This window comes from Microcoleus sp. S36a_B3 (assembly GCF_036700745.1).
Lineage (GTDB): Bacteria > Cyanobacteriota > Cyanobacteriia > Cyanobacteriales > Microcoleaceae > Microcoleus.
Genome location: NZ_JAUBPN010000041.1, coordinates 1 through 20,401, shown reverse-complemented (window position 1 = coordinate 20,401; position 20,401 = coordinate 1). Strand labels below are relative to the sequence as shown.

Genomic DNA, 20,401 nt, shown 5'->3' with positions numbered 1-20,401 from the left:
GGTTTGTAGCGTTTACGACCTACTTGTGAATAAGGGGAGTGAGGGCTGCGCCTCCAGCCAGGGTTCCATCCTTACGACCCGTCAGACTCCAATTAGGATTGCTGTAGTGGTTGCAGATCTGGATTACCTGTTGTTCAAGCGGTATAGCCGCCATCAATTTTGAGACTTGCGCCCGTAACAAAATCAGCTTCAAAACTGGCGAGATAAGAGACCATGCCAGCTACCTCGTCACCCTGTCCATAGCGACCGAGGGCAGTCATCTTGGTCTGCTCTGCGGCAAAGTCGCTGTCTGCGGGATTAATATCGGTGTCGATCGCTACTTGGTCGCAACGTTTCGTACTGCCTTTCGACTACTGCGCTACCAACCCACCACCACAAAGACTGCATCATTAGATCGCTCTGTAGACTTGATATGTAATTAACACGCATGACTTTCCCTACTCTCTTGATCTATGAAACTAGACCAGCTACAATGCTTGTTCTGATGAAGATTGAATTACCTTAATTTAGAGGAAATCTTCCATAATCAGAGAGTGATTTAAGCCGCTAGCAGCAACGCTACCCTGAAAAACAGCAGCGACGATCACTTGCATGGGTGAAGTGATGTCACCTGCCGCATAAACGCCTTTGACGCTAGTTTCGTTAAAAACATTGGTCGTCTTGATTAAATTAAATTCATTCAACTCACAGCCTAACTTTTCAGCTAGGTTTGAACGGAGTGTTTGCTTTGGTCGGATCAGTATTCCGCGACGCGCAATTTTCTCGTTTGTCTCAAAAACGATGTTTTCTAATTGTCCGTTATCGCCTTCGAGTCGGATAATTTTCTCTTCGCGAACAAGGATTTTGTGGTTTTCCAAGAGTGTCCTTTGATCAGCGGTTAGATCGGCTTTGCCGTTGGTGCAGAGGACTAAATCAGCACTCCAATTTTTCAGCAATGCCGCCATTTCGATGCCCGTTTCGCCATTTCCAACAATGGCAAGCGGCTCGTCGCGCACTTCCCAGGCATGGCAATAGGGACAATGAAACACGCTTTTGCCCCAGAAATCACCAAAGTTTTCGAGAGCTGGAAATTCATCCATTACCCCGAAAGCCAGCAAAATTTTGCGCGTTTTTTTAATCGTGCCATCCTCAAACACAACTTCAAATTGATTGCCGGATGGGTTGATTTCCTTGACCCCGATCGCTTGAAATTCAACGCTTTTATAAGGTTTGAGTTGGTCGCGCCCGATGCTCAAAAGTTCATGTGGACTGATGCCATCGCGGGTGAAAAAACTGTGCGACTCGTGTGCGGGAGCGTTACGCGGATTCCCTTTGTCGCAGACTAACACTCGACGGCGACTTCTGCCTAAAAGCAGTGCCGCACTGAGTCCAGCGGAACCGCCACCGACAATGACGCACTCGTAAATCTCTTTGTTTCGGTTCATCATCTTTTTCTGTTCTCCAACTTTGGACATAATCATCAACTCCTAAGGTCTCTTTGTCTTAGTTCACTTGAGTGTAGTCAGTTCCAACACTCAACTTCTTGCAGATTCTTATGGAGTTTCCTATGGAATTAGCGAACCTATTTCAGTGTTACTTTAGTGAGTCGCTTGAAGTGCTGTATCAAACATTTCGCCCTGCTTTTCGACTATTGCGCTACAAAGCCACCATCTACCATCAACGTTTCACCTGTTACGAACGATGCCAGGTCAGATGATAAAAACAGGACTGCATTTGCAACTTCAAGCGGTGTTCCAATTCGTCCGATCGGGTGAAGTCCTGTTATGTAAGCTTTGGCTTCATCCTGCCCACCTGTAGCTGCTTCAAACATATCTGTTTCGATTACTGCTGGTGCAACGACATTGATGCGAATACCCGCCTTGGCATATTGGAGCGCAGCAGCTTTTGTTAAGCCTATTACCGCGTGCTTACTCGCGGTGTAGAGGGGTACGCCAGGAAGTGCAACTACTCCATTCGCAGATGCCGTATTGACGATCGCACCACTTCCCTTTTTCAACATCTGAGCAATTTCATGTTTCATCGACAACCAAACACCTTTGACATTGACGTTCATAATGCGATCGTATTCCGCTTCTGTTTGCTCAATCAATGAGGGATTTTCGCCGACAGTTCCTGCATTATTAAAGGCAATATCTAACCGACCAAAAACGCCAACCGCTTTATCAACCATTGCTTTAACATCGGCTTCTTTCGTGACATCTGCTTGCACAAAAATCGCCTCTCCGCCAGCATCCTGAATCAATCGAACAGTTTCTTCACCTTCATCAATTCGACGACCAACTACTACCACCTTTGCTTGTTGTTGGGCATAAGCGATCGCAGTTGCTCTACCAATTCCCGATGTTCCGCCAGTCACCAAAGCAACCTTGTCTTTCAGCATCATGATAGTTACCTCTTGTTGTGAATGGCTGTGTCACTTTGTCAAAAACTCAATGAGCAATACGTGTAGGGGCCAGCAATAAGAAGCACCTCCTACAACCAGGATGAGTACGATCCTGGTTGCAAAATGGCGGGTTTAGGCATTGATATTTGCTGGCTCCTACACTTAGTCGCGATTGCTGGCACGATCGAGCAGTGCGTTTGAGGGCAAGCCCGGATCAAGTACCTTGCGTGCACTGTCAACCCCTACAACGGGCAGCGTAACCGGATCAAGCATGCCGAGTTGAACCAATACACTCGCCTGATCCCAGTAGAGGTGTTCATGGGCTAACTTGCCGTCACGGAACCGAATAATCGCGACCACTGGCACTTCAACCTGTTTCCCGGTCGGAGCAATGCCGGGTAGCATCCAGTCCATCTGGATGGTATGAGTGAACTTAACCAGCATTTCATCGACGAGTTGATTGGTTCCGATTGTGCGCGAAACCGGAGCCAGTTCTATATCCGGCGGCATCTGTGGAATGAAGTACTTGGAATAAAACTCACGCAGTGCCGGTTTCCCTACTCCCCCAGTCATTACCGGAATGTGATTCACGTAAGCGTCCTCAACCATTGTAGCGAGAGCATCTTCAGGGCTGTGAGTACCAAACTCGTGCCCGATATGCTCTTCCCAGACCGCTTGTAAAGCTTCCTGAGCAGGTGTCAGATTAGGGGTTGCCTGTACATTTGCTTGTTTGTCTACAGTTTGCTCTTTGACCACGTTAGATTCTCCTAGTTTGTTCTATCTCAACTGTATTGATTACAATGCTTAATTTCTTTCAGATTCTTATTTCATTCACGATCGTTGCCAAATTCTTTGTTGACTCACGCGATTGAAGTGAAGCCTGCTTGATATCTATAACGAGATCGGTTAATTGACGTTGAGCCTCTTCACTCAGCGAGTCAAACTCGTCCAGGAAAAATTGCCGTTCTAGCGTCCACTTCCGGGCCTTGAGTAGCCCTTCAATTTGCCAATCTCGATCACGTTTCATCATGACGAATAGCTGCATCGAATTTCGTGACGGTGAAGTTTCGGATTGTCCGGGCAGCATTACCCTGACAGCTCCGCTCATGAGAGCAAGTTGAGAATTCAGGAAGTGGACGAAATTCACCTCACCCTCCAGGCGTGTTCCGTTGACAACGGTATCGAAGGCTTGCTGGTTAAATTCAGCTATTTCTTTTCGACCCTTGAGATGCGTTCCCTCGAAGGCGATGAAGTCGGCAGTTTCGCTAAACGGAGCAGCAAAGTCTTCACCGCTGCCTCCATTCCAAGCATCAATCATCTGGTGAAGAAAATCACGAATTGCCGACTCGTCAGCAGTGGTGGTGGTTTGAGGTGTTTGTGAATTCATAGTTTTGGGCACCTAAATTACAATGATGCGGTTGCCTCAATTTCACCCAATGTTTCTTTTGAGCTGTATATAGAACGATGGGTAGGTTGTCTACGATCGCGAGCATATTTTAATTGTTCAAGAGTGGCGACATTCGCATTCCAATCAGTTCAATGGAGCGCATCAGTTGGGCGTGGTTCATCTGCGCGTTGTCCATTTGAAACGTTACTCTTGAAATGCCGCCGAGCGATTCGCTGTGACGGCGGATTTTCTCCGCCACTTCTTCGGGACTGCCTACGAGTAACGCGCCGGTTGCGCCGCGCTGCGCGTCAAAAGCGGCGCGCGTAACGGGCGGCCAGCCTCTCTCTCTGCAGATTCTAGTGAAGGTTTCGGCGTACCCTGGAAAGAACTCTTGGCGTTGCTGATTCACGGTATGAATCCACTTTTCGCTTGATGTTACAAAACTCACCATACTTGGCTTCTAGAAATTCCGAAATCTTGAATTCATACCTGTATTCAGCAACGCCGAACTCTTCAATGGCTTGCTCGGTCGTGTCGGCGACATAACCGATTGAATGCAATGAAACTTTCAATGCTTCGGGCGCGATGCCGGCGCGCGCTCCGGCATCGCGGTATAAATCGACGAGCGAACGAAAGCGATGCGTTTCGCCGCCGATAATGGCGACCACGAGCGGCAGTCCAAGCATTCCGGCGCGGCGGAAAGACTGCGGCGTACCGCCGAACCCGATCCAGATGGGAAACGGCTTTTGCAGCGGACGCGGATAAATCGCTTGGTTTTCCAGCGCGAGGCGAAATTTGCCCGACCAATCGACCGTTTCATTGTCCCGAATTTTGAGCAAGAGTTCGAGCTTTTCAGCAAAAATCTCGTCGTAATCGCCGAGACTTAATCCGAATAGCGGAAAGGCTTCGGTGAACGAGCCGCGCCCGACCACCATTTCGGCGCGACCTTTTGAAATCAAATCGAGCGTGGCGAATTGTTGAAACACACGCACCGGGTCAGCCGCGCTCAGCACCGTAACCGCGCTGGTTAGACGGATGCGCTCGGTGCGTGCGGCGGCAGCGGCGAGAATAACCGCGTTTGCCGAATCTAAAAATTCATGCCGATGATGCTCGCCGATACCGAAGATATCCAAGCCGGAACGATCCGCCTGCTCTATTCTCTCCAGCAGTTCGGCGACAGACTGCGCGGCATCCGTCGTTTCACCATTCTCACTCGTTCCAACCGAGGCAAAACTGTCAATTCCAACTTCCATATCATTTCCCAAGCGTTTTGCGAATGAAATAGACTTAATCCGAAATAGTAGAAAGCCTTGGTGTACAAGTTAAGCTGCTGTTCTCTCGCTCAGCAAAAACGCCTAACTATCGTCAGCTCAGAGGGGGCGCGCTACTACCGTGATCTGAATTATCAGGGAGCGGAATGAATTCAGTTTCACCGGGAACCGCCGGGAAGCGGCGGTCTTGCCAATCTCGTTTTGCCTGCTCGATACGCGCTGAGCGGCTCGACACAAAGTTCCAGTACTTTGTGCGATCGCCCACTGGTGCCCCGCCGATAATCATTGCTTTTGCCTCAGCCCCCGCACTGATATTTACTGATTCATCCGGCGCTAAAACGGCTAGACGATATGGCTCTAAAGGCTTTCCATTTACGAATAGGCCGGATGTGACGCTATAAACTGCCCTTTCTAAACCTTCTATTGGCGCTAGCTGAAATTGACTACCCTCCGTGAAAACAAGCGCTAGGTAAAGAGTAGCAGAGTAGGTTTTAACTGGTGATTGGTGAGACTGATAGCTACCGGCGATCAAGGTCGCGCTGGTGCCTGTTTGAGTCCACCTCGGTAAATCAGTCGCCGAATAATGTGAAAAGCTGGGTTCAACTTCTTCAGCGATTTCGGGGAGGGCAATCCAGGTCTGAATGCCGTGAAGAGTAGACTCTTTCTCTCTAAAGCTCTCGGGCGATCGCTCAGAATGAACAATACCTTTGCCCGCTGTCATCCAGTTCACCTCGCCCGGAAAAATCTCTTGTACTGTCCCTAGACTATCTCTATGCAGAAGGCTTCCTTCAAACAAATAGGTAACCGTCGCTAAATTGATGTGGGGATGAGGTCTAACATCGACGCCTTTTCCAGCCGGGAAAATAGATGGGCCTAAGTGATCAAAGAAGATGAAAGGGCCAACCATTTTTAGGGTTTCACTCGGTAAAATGCGCTGTACGCTAAACCCACCTAGGTCGTGCTTTTCAGGCGTGATCAATTGCTGAATGCTCATTTTTGTCCGATCCATTCTTAGTTGACGTTGTGGACGAAGATACAATCTTAGTTCTGTTGCTGCTTCAGATTCTTGCCTAACTTAATGTCAATGTAATGAGTTCCAAGGCTCGATTTCTTTCAGATTCTTATGGCGCTAACGAATCTGCTTGGGGGTCTTTCCTGTGAATCGTTTGAAGTGCTGCGTCAAATGGCTTTGGCTGGAGAAGCCGACTTGCAGGGCAATGTCCGCGATCGCCAGATCTGTTTTCGATAGCATCAATTTTGCCTGTTCCACGCGCTGCTGAATCACGTACTGACGGGGAGAAATTCCCATTGTTTGCTTAAACAAACTTGCAAAGTAAGTCGGGCTAATATTGATCACTTCTGCAAGTTCCGTCAGTGATAAATCTCGATCAAGGTGAGCACGAATATAGCCGATTACTTGCTGTAATCGAGTGTGCGTTAAGCCCTTACGCTTGGCTTTAAGGGTTGGCGTTGTAATTGTTAGCATGGTTCAAAGATTGGCAATTTGCTCAACAAAACAGACAAAAGCTAGCCATCGCGCATTCGATCACTGCAATATTTTGCATTGCCGATCGACTACTGTGCTACATAGCCACCATCTACCATCAACGTTTCACCTGTTATGAACGATGCCATGTCAGATGATAAAAACAAGATTGCATTTGCAACTTCAAGCGGTGTTCCAATCCGTCCGATCGGGTGAAGTCCTGCCATGTAAGCTTTGACTTCATCCTGCCCACCTGTCGCTGCTTCAAACATATCTGTTTCGATTACCGCTGGTGCAACGACATTGATGCGAATACCCGCTTTGGCATATTGGAGCGCAGCAGCTTTTGTTAAACCGATTACCGCGCTTTTACTCGCGGTGTAGAGGGGGAAGGTAGGAAATGCAACGACTCCATTTGCAGATGCCATATTGACGATCGCACCACTTCCCTGTTTCAACATCTGAGTAATTTCATGTTTCATTGACAACCAAACGCCTTTGACATTGACGTTCATCGTGCGATGGTATTCCACTTCTGTTTGCTCAATCAATGAATGATTTTCGCCGATAGTTCCTGCATTATTAAAGGCAATATCTAACCGACCAAAAACGTCAACTACTTTATCAACCATTGCTTTAACATCGGCTTCTTTCGTGACATCTGCACAAAAATAGCATCTCCGCCAGCTTCTTTGATCAATCGAACAGTTTCTTTACCTTCATCAATTCGACGACCAACTACTACCACCTTTGCTTGTTGTTGGGCATAAGCGATCGCCGTTGCTCTGCCGATTCCCGATGTACCACCAGTGACTAACGCCACTTTATCTTGCAGTATCATTCTGTTTCTCCTGTTTCAATTTCGTCAGTTTGCATCAAGTAAACTTGTCTCAGTAACTCAGTGACTTCTTGCGCGATCGCAATCAGGGCATGATTGACTGAGGAGTCCTGAAGAGAATCAGTCTGAGGTTTACCTTCATGCCCATAATTATTCTTGTCTTGTACTAGTAAACGTGTCATAGAATTATCCTCAATGAAATACTGATTTGTAATTCACTAAATCAATACGCAGGAATTCAGTTGTTGGCATGGTTCAAAAAGCGGTAATTTTGTTCAGCAGAGTAGGCAAAGTCTAGCCATCAATTAGATGGCTTACAGCACTTACAGGCAAGTCAGATATGAATTGAAAGCAAAGATCGGGGAACTTAATGACTTGCAGCAATCATGGCAGCCATCAACTCCGTCGTGTTCCAGCGCTCGGTATACCGAATTTTATTGATAAACAGGGCTGGGGCAGTCGTTACTCCACTCTCTATTCCGCCTTCGATATCTTCGTTGATGCGATCGACATGCACTTGTTTAGACAACTCTTTGAGAAATTGAGGAATGTCAAGCCCTAAATCATTGGCGTACTCGACAAGATAACCGTTCTCCAACCTTTGTTGATGGTCAAATAAGGTATCGCTCATTAACCAAAACTTTCCTTGGGCGGCGGCGGCTTCGGCAGCTTGGGCTGCCCGTTGAGCATGGGGATGAATCTGTGTTTGTGGAAAATGACGGAAGATGAAGCATAAATAATTTTCTCCAAAAGCAGCACTAAGCTCTCGTTTGATCGCTTTAATCAGCTTGTAAACGTCCGCACTTCTAGGGCATTGATAATCTCCGTACATCACCAGCACTACCTTGGCACTCAGAATACCTTGAATCCAATCTTGAGTTGAAGGTGGTACAAGTAAAGACCTGTGGCTACGATCGTTGCTCATCTTTTTACATTTGTATCAAGCATGGAACTGTGCAATTTACTTGCTCGATCCATTTGCATGACTGTTTGCATAAATTCAATATAGGCGATCGCCTTCAAGCCGTCGTCTATACCGAGTTAAATTTTTTACAGTACAAATTGATAGAGTAACCATTCCATCGTGGAGTAGAAGGCTGGCTCTAACTCAAGTTAGAATCCCAATTCTATCGAAAGTACATCCTACAAACTAACAATGCCACGTTTAACGGCAACAATCACAGCTTGGGTACGATCGCTAACATCTAACTTATTCAAAATCCGATTGACATGAGATTTGACAGTGCCTTCACCAATACTCAAAGCAGCCGCAATATCGGCATTGCTCATTCCCTGCGCCAGTGAGCCGAGTACTTCTAGTTCTCGTTCACTCAGTTCTGGATTGCTGAGGCGCTGTACCAACTTTGCTCCTACATCGGGCGGAATATACTTCTGACCCCGATGAACGGTACGAATAGCATTCAGAAGCTCGTCAGGTTCAGTTTCTTTCAACAGATATCCTTTTGCGCCTGCCTGCAATCCCCGATAAATATCTTCGTCACTATCATACGTGGTTAGTACAATAATCCGAGCCGATTTAGCCGTCGCACAAATTGCACTGATAGCGGCAACTCCTTCCACTTCAGGCATTCGCAGATCCATTAGCGTTACATCTGGTTGGTGTTCCCGAAAGGCGGCGATCGCCTGTTCCCCATTTTCGGCTTGGGCAATCACGCTCATATCTGGGTCACGGTTAATAATCGTGGCTAATCCTTGCCGAAAAATAGCATGGTCGTCCGCAATTAGAACTCGAATGGTTGTGGCTTGGCTCATCGTGATACTACTTCCGATTGACGGTGACAATAATTTCTGTTCCCTGTCCAGGTTGACTCCTAATCGTGAGTTGTGCGCCGATGCGCTCTGCCCGTTCGCTCATGCCTAGTAAGCCAAAACCCTCAGAGGATGGAATACTCCCAACTCCAAAACCTTGTCCATTGTCTCTCACGCGCAAGCAAAACTGATCGCGATCGTAGACTAGCTGCACTCGAATTTCGTCAGCATTGGCGTGTCTAATCGCATTGGTTAATGCTTCCTGCCCCATTCGCAGTAGGTTAGTCTCGACTTCAGCCGGTAGAGAATACACCGTACCCTCAATCTCATAATATAAAGTGGTATCCATTGCGGCAGTTCTGATTTGAGCGATGAGACGATGTAGAGCGCTCTGTAAACTGCCCTCCTCCAAAAGCTGAGGGCGGAGCGCAAAGACCGATCGCCGCGCTTCAGTCAGTCCAGTTCGCGCCAATTCTTTGATCAGGTCCAGATGTGCCCCAGTTGCTTCTACATCATCCGTTAGCACCTGGTTTGCAGCACCTACCTGAGCCAGAATACCTGTAAACGCCTGAGCGAGTGTATCGTGAATTTCGCGTGCCATGCGGTTGCGCTCCTCTAAAATTGAGGCTTCTTCTGCTTGCTTCAGCGCCGTAATATCTCGCGCCAGCCAAATCACCTGATCGTGGCTGATTGGGGCAATGCGAGCCGCAAACCAGGCTTCTCGTTCATTTAGAAAAGCACTGTACTCGACTGTGAGGATTTGTTGGGTTCTCAGCACCTGCTGAATATAACTTAGAAATTCATCAGCTTGTTCCTTTCCGAGTTGATGCATGGTTTGACCAATCATCTCCTCAAAGGGTTGCCATAGCAGATTTGGTTCCAGTACCATTATTTCAAGGAATCGCCCTTCAGCAGACAGTACAAACAATGGATCGGGAATTGCCTCAATTAGAGTCCGTAGCTTTGTCTCGGAGGCTTGTAGGGCTTCTTCTGCTTGCTTGCGTTCGCGTAGCGCAGCTTGCTGTTCGCTAATATCCGCAATCACCCCTTCAATGTAGTCATCGTCTGCATTCAGATAAGCAGAGAAAAGTCCCCAAAACACTGTCCCATCTCGTTTTCGCCCCTGTGCTTCATAGCTTCGCACTTCCCGATCCCGCTTCAGCACCTCAAGGAATTGTTGGCGATCGCTGGGATTTACATAGTAGTCTGTGGCGTGTTCAAGCCCAATCATCTCCTCTGATGAATCAAAGCCAAGCAGATTGGCGTAGCGTTGATTGGCATCGAGAAGTAATCCATCCGAGAGGCGGGTGCGGAAGATGCCAACCTGTGAGTTTTCAAAAATATTGCGGAACTTAGCTTCACTGCGTTGTAATGCCTCTTCTGCTTGTCTGCGCTGGGTGGTGTCATTGCCCACCGATAAGATTTCAACGACATCTCCCTGGTCATTGAAGATGGCTTGATTCGACCAGGCAATCCAAACCCGTCTACCGTCTCGACAAAGGTTTTCATTCTCGGTTTGCAAGTAAGCTTGAGGCAAGGAAGCTTCAAGATTGTGAAACAGATTGTGAACAAACTGCTTGAGATCACGTCCAGATATTTCGGTTTCTGGAACGATTGTTTCCAGTAGGGTACGCCCTAAAATCTGATCTTCCTCATAACCAAAAAAGCTCAGTCCATAGTCATTCATGTATCGAATTCGTCCTTCCCTATCCGTGCGAAGGATGATTGAATTCGCAGTTTGAATCAGGTTACGGTAATTGGCCTCACTTTGTCGTAACGCAGCAGTTCGTTCTGCGACCTGTTGCTCTAAAGTGCAGTTGTAGTCGGCTAGGAGTTTCTCGGCTTGTTTGCGCTCTGTAATGTCCTGAAAGGTAGCGATCGCATAAGCGATATTGCCCTGTCGATCAAAAACTGGTGTTCCCCGTGCCTCAATTAGAATTGTGACATGATCTCGACGAATTTCTATATCTTCAGTCCTGATGCGTTCGCCCCTTAATGCCCGCACAATAGGCAAGCTCTCCGCTGGATAGATTTGATCCGTTCCCGCTACATAAAGCTGATAAGCCTCTGAGAGCTGCTCCGGTGCTATGGAAGTATCAGTTTCTTTGCCCATGAGTTGATTGCCGCATTGGTTGGCATAGTAAGGGCAACCCGTCGCATCCACGATCGCAATTCCCACCGGAATCGCTTCAAGAAACTGGGTGATCTTGCTTTCCTTAGCCTGCTGTTCTGAGTAAAGGTTGGCATTTTCGATGGCGATCGCTGCTTGAGTCGATAATAGCTGCAAGACCTGCGATCGCTCTGGTGTAAATACTCTAGCTGCTAACCGATTTTCTAAATACAATACACCGACCAGCTTGGCTTGATTCAGCAGCGGCAAACAGAAAATAGATTGAGGCTGGTTCTGTTGAATATATGGCTCATTAATAAAAGCACCTTCACGAGTCGCATCATTTAAGATGACAGGCTTCAGAGTCCGAATCACATATTGAATGATTGATTCTGGCAATTGTTCGGCAATTGGAATAGACTGTAACACCTGAGTCGCACAAGCATTTTCATCGGCATTGAGTTCACAAGCCGCTTCGATTAACCATTTTCCTGAGTTTTCTAAAATCAGATATCCGGTTTGTGCGCCAGCATTCTCAATTAAAGTTTGCATCAGTAATCGCAGCAATTGCTTCAGTTCAATTTCACGAGAAATCGCCTGTGAAGCTTTCATCACTGCTGCTAAATCGAAAGCGGTATGGAAGGGATTAGTGATAGTTTCAGCAGTAATAGGAATTGATGTGGAAGCAGCTCTAGACGACTGAGAAAAGAACTGTGGATAGCGAGTTTCTAAGTCTTTAACTTTAGCGATCGCGCCCCAGCGATCGTAACAATAATGCGCCTCTTTCATATAGGTTTGAGCAATTTTTGACCGACCTCGCGCCAGATAATGTTTAGCCGCTAATTCATACGCGAGTGCTTCTTCCTGGATATACTCATTTTCAGCAGCACCTGCGATCGCCCGTTCATAAAACTCTTCAGCCTCAAGAAATTGCCCTAAGACTCGCGCTTTCTCTGCCTCGACTAGATAAAATTTATGTAGATAATTTATTGGGGCATGTTCTGCCCATTTCTGCATCTTTTCTTGGTTAGTGTTAACAGAGTTTAGCCAAGCTGATTTTTCAGAGTTTGAAGCATCGAGCGATAGGCTCAAAAGCGCCAGAGAATGATAGAAGCAGAATACAGGTAAAATCGTTATTGCTGTCACCTCTTCAAAATGTTGCCTTGCTAAAATAGCAATTTGTACTGCTTGATGATATTCTCCAAATAGATAACATAATATAACTTTGTATAAATGGAGTATTTTAATTGCACTTCCATCTTTAACTGCAATAGCGTGTGGTAACGCCTGCTCTTCATTACACACCCGACCAACTAAGCGGCTGGGATTCTCAGACCTATTTAGCAAATTAAGAATGGTCTGCCACAATATTGCAAGCCAATTCGAGGGGCTTTCCCGTCTGATTTGGTTGATCGCTTTGCTGTAAGTTGCTGTTTTTTGTTCTAGTTGGGTAAGTTTCTCTCCAGCAAAAAATGAGTTATGGCACACGAAATATGCAGTATAACCAGCAGATTCAAAGTCTCCGGTTTCCACCGCATTTTGATAAGCATCAACCAGAAATGTTATTGATATCCTAAGATGCACCTTCCAGTGCAGGATATGGAAACTCGAAAACATTAATGTTTTCGAGTTTCCTTTTTTGCTATGCAATCGTTCTGCCAGGCTGAGAGCCAGTTGTCCAAATTTATAACCGAGTTCAATGTCTTGAACAACTCCACATAGAACAGATCCGTAAGCAACATAACTATGTGGTGACCAGGTATTACTACCGTAGTTAACTGACAGATTTACCCTTTTACATACAATCAGTATCCACAGTGCTGGTAACGTTATAAATACAGCAGACCCCATATTCGCTAGGATTGACATAGCTGCCAGTGGTTCTGGTGCAGTCATCTCTGGTAAATTGATCAAGTCTTCGATTTCTCGTTCAGCAAGTAGTGCAGCCGTTGACTCCAATTCCCTTTGAATATCTGCCTGACTTGGATTTTCTATTAAATCTATTCCCAAGAGCTTTAACGCTTCCAATCCAGTTTTTAGTACTTCTTTCAGGTTGCCCTGTGACAAATATCCTTGAATTCTGCTATCGTAAGCCTGCACTTTGTCAACCACTGTTTTGCCACGATCAAGTACCACTTCTACCAACTGTTCCATCTCATCAAAGTGACCCTGGAGATACGCCGCTTCTGCTGCTTCTGAGTACAGCGCTAAGGTAAGGTCATACTCACTCTGCCAACTCTCTGAATTGAGGAGGTGAAACCCTGTAGTGAAATACTTAAAAGCTGCTTCATAAGCCGTTGATGCCTTTGCTTTCTGACCTGCCATTAAATTAAATCTGGCAATTTCAGTTCGTTCTGATTGAGCAGTGACTAGCTCAAGTCCTTGATTGAGATGATCGATGATTTCAAACAACCGATCGGATCGTTGCTCTGGTGAAGTTTTTTCGAGCAAATTGCGACCGATTTGGAGATGAACAACCTGTTTCTGCGATTCATCAATCAAAGCATAAGCCGCTTGCTGAACGCGATCGTGCGAAAACTTATACTCTTGAACTAACAAATCTTCGTCCAATTCAGATAGAGGTTGAATTAATCCCGCTTGTATTGCTGCTAGTAGATCCTGGAAAATTGCTTTCGGTGATTTTTCGCAAACGATCGCCAACGTTTCTAAATCAAACTCAGACCCAACACAGGCAGCTATGGAGAGAACTTGCTGTGTTGCTTCCGGCAATTTCTGCAACTGATGCAGCAGCAACTCCACCACATTATCAGTGATATCTTGAGCTTCAATCTCAGCTAGGTCCCACTGCCAGCTCAACTTTTGTGCATCGAAAGTCAACAGATGTTCGCCATACAGCATTTTCAAAAATTCACCGACAAAGAAAGGGTTGCCCTCGGTTTTACGTGACACAGCTTGGGCTAGGGCGCGAACGATATCAGGATTGTGATGTAATGTCTCAGCTATCAGTTGACTCAACGGTTCCAGGGTTAAAGGGGTCAGGATGATTTCCTGAAGTACTACTCCCTGGTTTCGCATACTCTCTAGCGTTAAGACCAACGGATGCGTTGGAGTCAGTTCGTTATCTCGGTAGGCTCCAATCAAAAACAGATACTGGATTTGCTCATCAAGTAAGATGAGTTCGATTAACTTCAAAGTCGCAGAATCGATCCACTGTAGATCGTCTAAAAAAATCACTAGGGGATGCTCTTTTGCACAAAACGCCCGCACAAATCTTTGAAACGTGAGATTAAAGCGGTTCTGTGCCTCAGTTGCTCCAACTTCGGGTATGGGCGACTGCTTGCCAATGATTAACTCAACTTCGGGGATGACATCAATGATGATTTGTCCGTTGCTGCCCAGAGCAGTGAGCAGGCGCGATCGCCACACTTCCACCTGCTCATCCGGTTCGCTCAAGAGTTGCTGCACTAACTTTTGCAGGGCATTCACAATGGCGCTGTAGGGAATGTTGCGCCCAAATTGGTCAAATTTGCCAGAGATAAAATAGCCTTGGTTTGCTGTGATCGGTTTATGGAGTTCCTGCACCAATGCCGTTTTGCCGATGCCAGCATAACCGGAGACCAGCATCATTTCACGATGCGGTAGTAGGGTAATGTCTTTTTCTGCTCCCCCACTTCCCCATTCCCCTATTCCCTCATTCCCTGCCACTCTGTCGAAAGCCGCCAATAATGCTGCAATCTTCGCTTCTCGCCCATATAGTTTTTGAGGAATGCGGAACTGCTCGGAAACATCTTGCAGTCCCAATGGCATAGGTTCAATTAAACCCACTTCTGCCAGTTGCTGGGCACAGCGTTCTAAATCTGCTTTGATGCCCCAGGCACTTTGATAGCGATCCTCCGCATTCTTTGCCATCAGTTTCAAAATCAGATCTGAAACAGGTTGGGGAATCGTTGAGTTTAATTCATGCGGGGGAGCCGGCGGTCTGGCAATGTGGCAGTGGACTAGCTCTAGGAAATCTTTAGTGGGAAACGGTAATTGTCCCGTCAACAGTTCGTAGAAGGTTGCACCCAGTGAATAAAAGTCGGTGCGATAGTCGAGCATACGGTTCATTCGTCCGGTTTGCTCTGGCGACAAATAGGCGGGGGTTCCTTCTAGAAGATGGAGACTTTTGAATGTCGGATTGGTGCGACTGAAGCGAGTGGCAATGCCAAAATCAATGATTTTGACAACGCCAGTCCTCGGATTAAAGACAATGTTGCCAGGATTAATATCTTTATGGATGACATGGGCCGCATGGATTTTGCCTAGAGTATCAGTAATGGCGATCGCCATATTCAAAAAAACCGACAGCGGCATGGGACAGAAGTCTAATTGTTGCCGCATCCAGCATTCTAAAGACTCTCCACCAAGGTCTTCCAAAAGAATAACCAGCGTGCGCTGGTAGTCTTGCTGGCTGTATGCCTTGACTACGCCTTCAATGTTGAGAAAGCGAGTAATTTCATACTCTTGCCGATAGCGAGTTAAATCATGAGGAGAGGGATAATCCTGCTTGAGAACTTTGGCAATCACTGCACAGTTATCTTGCTCTCTGATACCCCGATACACCAAAGAAGCTAAGCTCTCATAGATTTTGCTGTGAATAGTAACTCCAGGCAGGGTAATCATTGAACGCCCCCCGGCGAAAGACTGTCATCCGTTTCCCAAAGTATATCGCTTGCCAAACTCCAGAATATAAAGCTCCTTGTGTGGATCTTTATATCTTGACTTGTAATTGCTCAACTCAGTAGCCAATCAGACTGGTGTGAGGCAAGGGCATGGGAAATAGCCTGGAAGGCAGAGATACATTCAATATCTCCCACAGGCTGCCTCAGAATCGAGAGCCTTACTGCTGAAGCGTTGAAGCCACCAGGGTCTGTCGTCGTCGGTTCACGGCAATAGCTCGTAGTGACAACCGCTTCATCCGGGGGGCAAACAGGTCATCGCCCGCATCAAAGGTGTGGGACATCGCTACCGGATTTTGCATTCAGACATTGATGGTCGATCAGTTGTATGAATGTACTTTCGATCAAATTCGGATTCTAACTTAAGTTAGAGCTAGCCTTCTACTCCGCGATGGCATGGTTAATCTATCAATTTGTACTGTAAAAAATTTAACTTGCTATAGGCGACAGCTTGAAGGCGACCACCTATATTGAATTTATGCAAACAGTCATGGAAATGGATCGAGCAAGTAAATTGCACGGTTCCATGCTTGAAGGCATAAATATTCAAGGTGCAACTGGATTAACGCACGCTCAAGCAGCGACGTTGAAAGCATTAGGAGCAATCGCACAGTGAAGCGAATGCCCTTTGGGCACGCGACGCGAAAATCTTAACTCTGTGCTTAACTTGCGGAGCTTAAGTGATGAAATTTGGCGTTGTCTTGCAGACTCAGTTCATGGCGCGATCGCTTACGTCATCAACCCTTGAGGGTAAACAGACGTTTCACTTAAAAGCACAAGCAGAGATGTTTAGCTTTTGATTTCATTCTGCAATTCCTCATTCACCAATCGCTCCAATAGGAGAATTACCTAATGTCTACATTCAAGTACAATCGTCTAGACAAGAATAATGCTGCTGTTTTACTGGTGGATCACCAAACTGGACTGTTCTCGCTTGTGCGTGATATTGGTGCTGCCGACTTCAAAAATAATGTGTTGGCGCTAGCAAGTATAGCCAAGTTTTTCAACCTGCCTACTGTTTTGACCACTAGCTTTGAGGATGGTCCCAATGGAGTCATTATGCCTGAACTGAAGGAGAAGTTTCCCGATGCTCCTTTTATTCCGCGCCCCGGACAGATTAACGCTTGGGACAATGAGGAATTCGTTAAAGCCGTAGAAGCAACCGGTAAGAAGCAATTGATCATTGCTGGCATTGTCACTGATGTCTGTGTTACGTTTTGTGCGCTTTCGGCATTAGAGGCAGGGTATGACGTTTTTGTGGTTACTGATGCCTCTGGCACCTTCGATGAAGCCTGTCGCGATGCAGCGTGGGATCGGATGTCTCGTGCTGGAGTTCAGTTGGTCAATTGGTTTAGTGTTGTAGGTGAATTGCACCGTGACTGGCGTAACGATATTGAAGGGCTAGGTAATCTCCTTGCAGGGTTTATTCCTGACTACAAAAACCTGATGACTAGCTATGTGGCAACATCAAGTGCTGGCTCTGCCAGTCGTGAGCGCCTGATGACTCCTGTGTAACTGAGTGGGTGTTGTCATTGCCAAGTGATCAACTTCATTTGCAATATTGCAACGACACTTGATGATTTCGTGAATGGCTAGGATCGATTGCCATTGATCGATCCTAGCCAAGGTGGTTGCTGCCAAAATTACCAAGTAATCCGGTGTTTCGAGGGGATTGATTCTCAATGAAACTTCTCTATCAGTCGATTCTCTCATCGTGTCTGATCTTTGGAGGCTCTCTGATTTACCCATCCCTGGTTGAGTCTGCCATTGCCCAGGATACCTTGCAAGATCAAGTCCCCTCTGTGAATCAACTGGCTGATGTGCAACCGACCGAGATTCACCCATCCCTGGTTGAGTCTGCCATTGCCCAGGATACCTTGCAAGGTCAAGTCCCCTCTGTGAATCAACTGGCTGATGTGCAACCGACCGATTGGGCATTTGCAGCATTACAAGCCTTAGTCGATCGCTACGACTGTATGGTTGGTTATCCAAATCAACTATTTCAGGGCAATCGAGCCATTACTCGTTATGAGTTTGCTGCTGGGCTAAATGCTTGTCTAGATCGGCTAGATCAGCTACTAGCCAGTGCAACAGTAGATCTGGCGGAAAGAGAAAATCTACAAACACTACAAAGACTTCAAGCGGAATTTGCATCAGAACTCTCAACATTGCGTAGACAGGTAGATTCCTTAGAAACCCGCACAACTCGATTAGAGTCTCAGCAATTCTCCCCTACAACAAAATTGACTGGAGAGGTCGTTTTTGCTGTGAGCGGTGCATTTGGCAGTGATAGAGCTGTACCACCAGGAGAAACACCTGGTTCTAGGGGTGAGATCGGTGACACTATCATCTTTAGCGGTCGTGCGCGGTTGATCTCGGACACCAGTTTTACGGGGCAAGATTTACTGAGAATTCGATTTCAGGCTGGTAATATTCCAAACTTTAGAGCAGCCACAGGAACCAATATGGCTCGCCTAAGTTTTGATGGTAATACAGACAATCAGTTCATTCTCAATCAACTTTATTATCAATTTCCCATCGGGTCAGATACTAGGGTGACTGCGATCGCCCAGGGCACTTTGTTTGATGTGGTTGATACGATTAACCCTCTATTGGGAAGTGATGGCAGAGGTTCGATTTCCGCATTTGGGGTGCGTAGCCCTATCTATCGTGAAGAAACAGGTGGGACAGGTTTTGGTATCAACCATAACTTTAACTCAGCCATCAATTTGACACTGGTTTATCTTGCTAGTAACGCCAACAACCCGACTGCGGGATCTGGATTATTTGATGGTTCTTACTCTGCCTTAGCACAACTGACACTCAAACCCACAGAATCCTTAAGTTTGGGCTTAACCTATGCTCGTTCTTTGAATGCAATTGATATTGGTACAAGTAGTGCCATTACCAATGATCCCTTTAATGGAAACAGTACCAGCATTGTTGGGGATAGCTATAGTCTTACGGCTTCCTGGCTTGTTAACCCTGCTTTCAGATTGGGAGGATGGATAGGATATCTCCGGGCATCGGCGCAAGACCTCTCCAATGCTCCTACTGCTGAGATTTTTTACTACGCAGTTAATTTTGGATTTCCAGATTTGGGTAAGGAAGGAAACTTATTAGGCTTTGTTTTTGGACAACCGCCTAGAGTGATCAGCAATCAGTTTGGAGTAAGCGATCGTAGCACCTCATTGCACTTTGAAACCTTCTACCGGTTTCAAATGAACGACCATCTCTCAATCACTCCTGGTGTAATCGTCATTACCAACCCTGAACACAACAGCAATAATGACACGATTTTTGTTGGCATTATTCGGATGACGTTTCAGTTTTAGAGTCTATACAGGCACGGTAAGAGCTGTTTTTCTGTTTTAACCATCCAATTTCCCGGACTGTTAAATTCTATGTTGGAAGAACCATTGGCGAGCAATACCAGTCAAGAAAACTATCTAGTCACCGCCGTGATTTCTCATATCGTGAGACCAGGACGTGAACAAGGTTATGAGGAATGGTTGCACGGAATTGCGACGGCTGCTCACCAATTTAAGGGACACTTAGGAGTCAGCGTGATCCGACCCTGTGACCACACTCATCCTGAATATGTGGCAATTCTCAGATTTGATCATTACGACAACCTCAAAACCTGGCTGGAATCCAGTGTGCGGCAGGAATGGCTGGAGCGGTTGCAGCCCTTGATTGAAAAGCCTGAAACCATTCAAACTCTAACGGGTCTGGAAACCTGGTTTAGGCTTCCTAACAAACCCATGAAGGCTCCACCTCCGCGCTACAAAATGGCGATCGTGACATGGCTGGGAGTGTTTTTTACGATATCTATTCTCAACCGTTTGCTAGTACCGCTCCTGGTTGGGCTTCCGGTATTGCTCAGAACCTTGTTGGTTACAGGTCTAACGGTTGCCCTGCTGACCTACGTGATTATGCCGCGCCTCACTCAACTCTTTCGCAAATGGCTGTATCCCATTTGATCAAGTACATATCTTGTACATTCACAGGAATCTTCCATGTGTTGTCAACACCTGAACGAACTGACGCTAGAGACTATGATTTCAAAAGCCAATTACCCGGTATTCCGCTGTGAGGAATGCCTGCGAGTTGGCGATCCCTGGGTTCACTTGAGAATTTGTCAAACCTGCGGCAAAATGCTGTGCTGCGACTCGTCTAAAAATCAACACGCTCGCCGCCATTACGAAGAAAGTGGACATGCGGTGATTAGTTCAGCCGAATTGGGAGAACAATGGCTGTGGTGTTTTACCGACGAACAACAGAAGAACTATTGATCACGCGCCCCTTTTCTACTCGCGAGGAAATCATGATGTCAAATCAGCCTGCCCTAACAGATATTGGTAGTGCTAAATATGTAATGATAGAGGAGTAGAATTTCGGGTAGTGCTAAATATGTAATGATAGAGGAGTAGAATGTAGTGCTGATGCTTTCCTATCATGCCAGCCAGCCCCATTT

General features: G+C 46.5%; 17 protein-coding genes and 1 pseudogene. 5 read left to right on the top strand and 13 right to left on the bottom strand.

Annotation, left to right across the window (positions count from 1 at the left end; all coding sequences use genetic code 11):
* Positions 1-134: 134 nt before the first annotated feature.
* The 13 genes and pseudogenes from QUA01_RS25375 to QUA01_RS25315 form a co-directional block, all read right to left on the bottom strand.
* The gene (locus QUA01_RS25375; RefSeq protein WP_333084892.1) at positions 135-302 is read right to left on the bottom strand and encodes an SDR family oxidoreductase; all 168 of its coding nucleotides are present in this window, start codon (positions 300-302) and stop codon (positions 135-137) included.
* Positions 303-506: 204 nt separating this feature from the next.
* Positions 507-1,424 (bottom strand): NAD(P)/FAD-dependent oxidoreductase, encoded by a 918-nt coding sequence (locus QUA01_RS25370; protein WP_333093256.1) that lies wholly within the window; start codon positions 1,422-1,424, stop codon positions 507-509.
* Between the two features lie 203 nt (positions 1,425-1,627).
* The gene (locus QUA01_RS25365) at positions 1,628-2,383 is read right to left on the bottom strand and encodes an SDR family oxidoreductase (protein WP_333093242.1); all 756 of its coding nucleotides are present in this window, start codon (positions 2,381-2,383) and stop codon (positions 1,628-1,630) included.
* A 162-nt stretch (positions 2,384-2,545) separates the two neighbouring features.
* A complete protein-coding gene (locus QUA01_RS25360; protein ID WP_333093241.1) occupies positions 2,546-3,139 on the bottom strand; it encodes an ester cyclase in 594 nt (197 codons plus the stop codon).
* A 58-nt stretch (positions 3,140-3,197) separates the two neighbouring features.
* Positions 3,198-3,770, bottom strand: coding sequence for an SgcJ/EcaC family oxidoreductase (locus QUA01_RS25355; protein WP_333093240.1), 573 nt, complete (start codon positions 3,768-3,770; stop codon positions 3,198-3,200).
* A gap of 356 nt (positions 3,771-4,126) precedes the next feature.
* Positions 4,127-5,023: an LLM class flavin-dependent oxidoreductase gene (locus QUA01_RS25350; RefSeq protein ID WP_333093239.1), complete on the bottom strand. Its 897-nt coding sequence runs from the start codon at positions 5,021-5,023 to the stop codon at positions 4,127-4,129.
* 112 nt (positions 5,024-5,135) lie between these two features.
* Entirely contained in the window at positions 5,136-6,035 is a 900-nt protein-coding gene (locus QUA01_RS25345) for a pirin family protein (RefSeq protein WP_333093238.1), read from the bottom strand.
* A 135-nt stretch (positions 6,036-6,170) separates the two neighbouring features.
* A complete protein-coding gene (locus QUA01_RS25340; protein ID WP_333064425.1) occupies positions 6,171-6,527 on the bottom strand; it encodes an AraC family transcriptional regulator in 357 nt (118 codons plus the stop codon).
* 89 nt (positions 6,528-6,616) lie between these two features.
* Positions 6,617-7,368: pseudogene (locus tag QUA01_RS25335) on the bottom strand (SDR family oxidoreductase).
* Complete coding sequence (locus QUA01_RS25330) at positions 7,365-7,547, bottom strand: hypothetical protein (RefSeq protein ID WP_333093237.1); 183 nt, start codon at positions 7,545-7,547, stop codon at positions 7,365-7,367. The pseudogene QUA01_RS25335 and the gene QUA01_RS25330 overlap by 4 nt, the downstream one beginning before the upstream one ends.
* A 185-nt stretch (positions 7,548-7,732) precedes the next feature.
* Positions 7,733-8,290: a DsbA family protein gene (locus QUA01_RS25325; RefSeq protein ID WP_333093236.1), complete on the bottom strand. Its 558-nt coding sequence runs from the start codon at positions 8,288-8,290 to the stop codon at positions 7,733-7,735.
* Positions 8,291-8,508: 218 nt separating this feature from the next.
* The gene (locus QUA01_RS25320; RefSeq protein ID WP_333093235.1) at positions 8,509-9,138 is read right to left on the bottom strand and encodes a response regulator transcription factor; all 630 of its coding nucleotides are present in this window, start codon (positions 9,136-9,138) and stop codon (positions 8,509-8,511) included.
* Positions 9,139-9,145: 7 nt separating this feature from the next.
* Positions 9,146-15,868 (bottom strand): PAS domain S-box protein, encoded by a 6,723-nt coding sequence (locus QUA01_RS25315; protein WP_333093234.1) that lies wholly within the window; start codon positions 15,866-15,868, stop codon positions 9,146-9,148.
* Positions 15,869-16,402: 534 nt separating this feature from the next.
* On the opposite strand from QUA01_RS25315, the gene QUA01_RS25310 reads away from it, so the two are divergent.
* From QUA01_RS25310 to QUA01_RS25290, 5 genes are all read left to right on the top strand, one after another.
* Positions 16,403-16,540 (top strand): hypothetical protein, encoded by a 138-nt coding sequence (locus QUA01_RS25310; RefSeq protein ID WP_333093233.1) that lies wholly within the window; start codon positions 16,403-16,405, stop codon positions 16,538-16,540.
* A gap of 236 nt (positions 16,541-16,776) precedes the next feature.
* Positions 16,777-17,439, top strand: a complete 663-nt coding sequence (ycaC, locus tag QUA01_RS25305) for an isochorismate family cysteine hydrolase YcaC (RefSeq protein ID WP_333093232.1) — start codon at positions 16,777-16,779, stop codon at positions 17,437-17,439.
* Positions 17,440-17,726: 287 nt separating this feature from the next.
* Positions 17,727-19,259 carry an iron uptake porin gene (locus QUA01_RS25300; protein ID WP_333093231.1) on the top strand — a complete coding sequence of 511 codons (1,533 nt, stop codon included), beginning with the start codon at positions 17,727-17,729 and terminating at the stop codon, positions 19,257-19,259.
* 69 nt (positions 19,260-19,328) lie between these two features.
* Complete coding sequence (locus tag QUA01_RS25295) at positions 19,329-19,907, top strand: antibiotic biosynthesis monooxygenase (protein WP_333093230.1); 579 nt, start codon at positions 19,329-19,331, stop codon at positions 19,905-19,907.
* A gap of 75 nt (positions 19,908-19,982) precedes the next feature.
* Positions 19,983-20,219 carry a UBP-type zinc finger domain-containing protein gene (locus QUA01_RS25290; protein ID WP_333093229.1) on the top strand — a complete coding sequence of 79 codons (237 nt, stop codon included), beginning with the start codon at positions 19,983-19,985 and terminating at the stop codon, positions 20,217-20,219.
* Positions 20,220-20,401 lie beyond the last annotated feature (182 nt).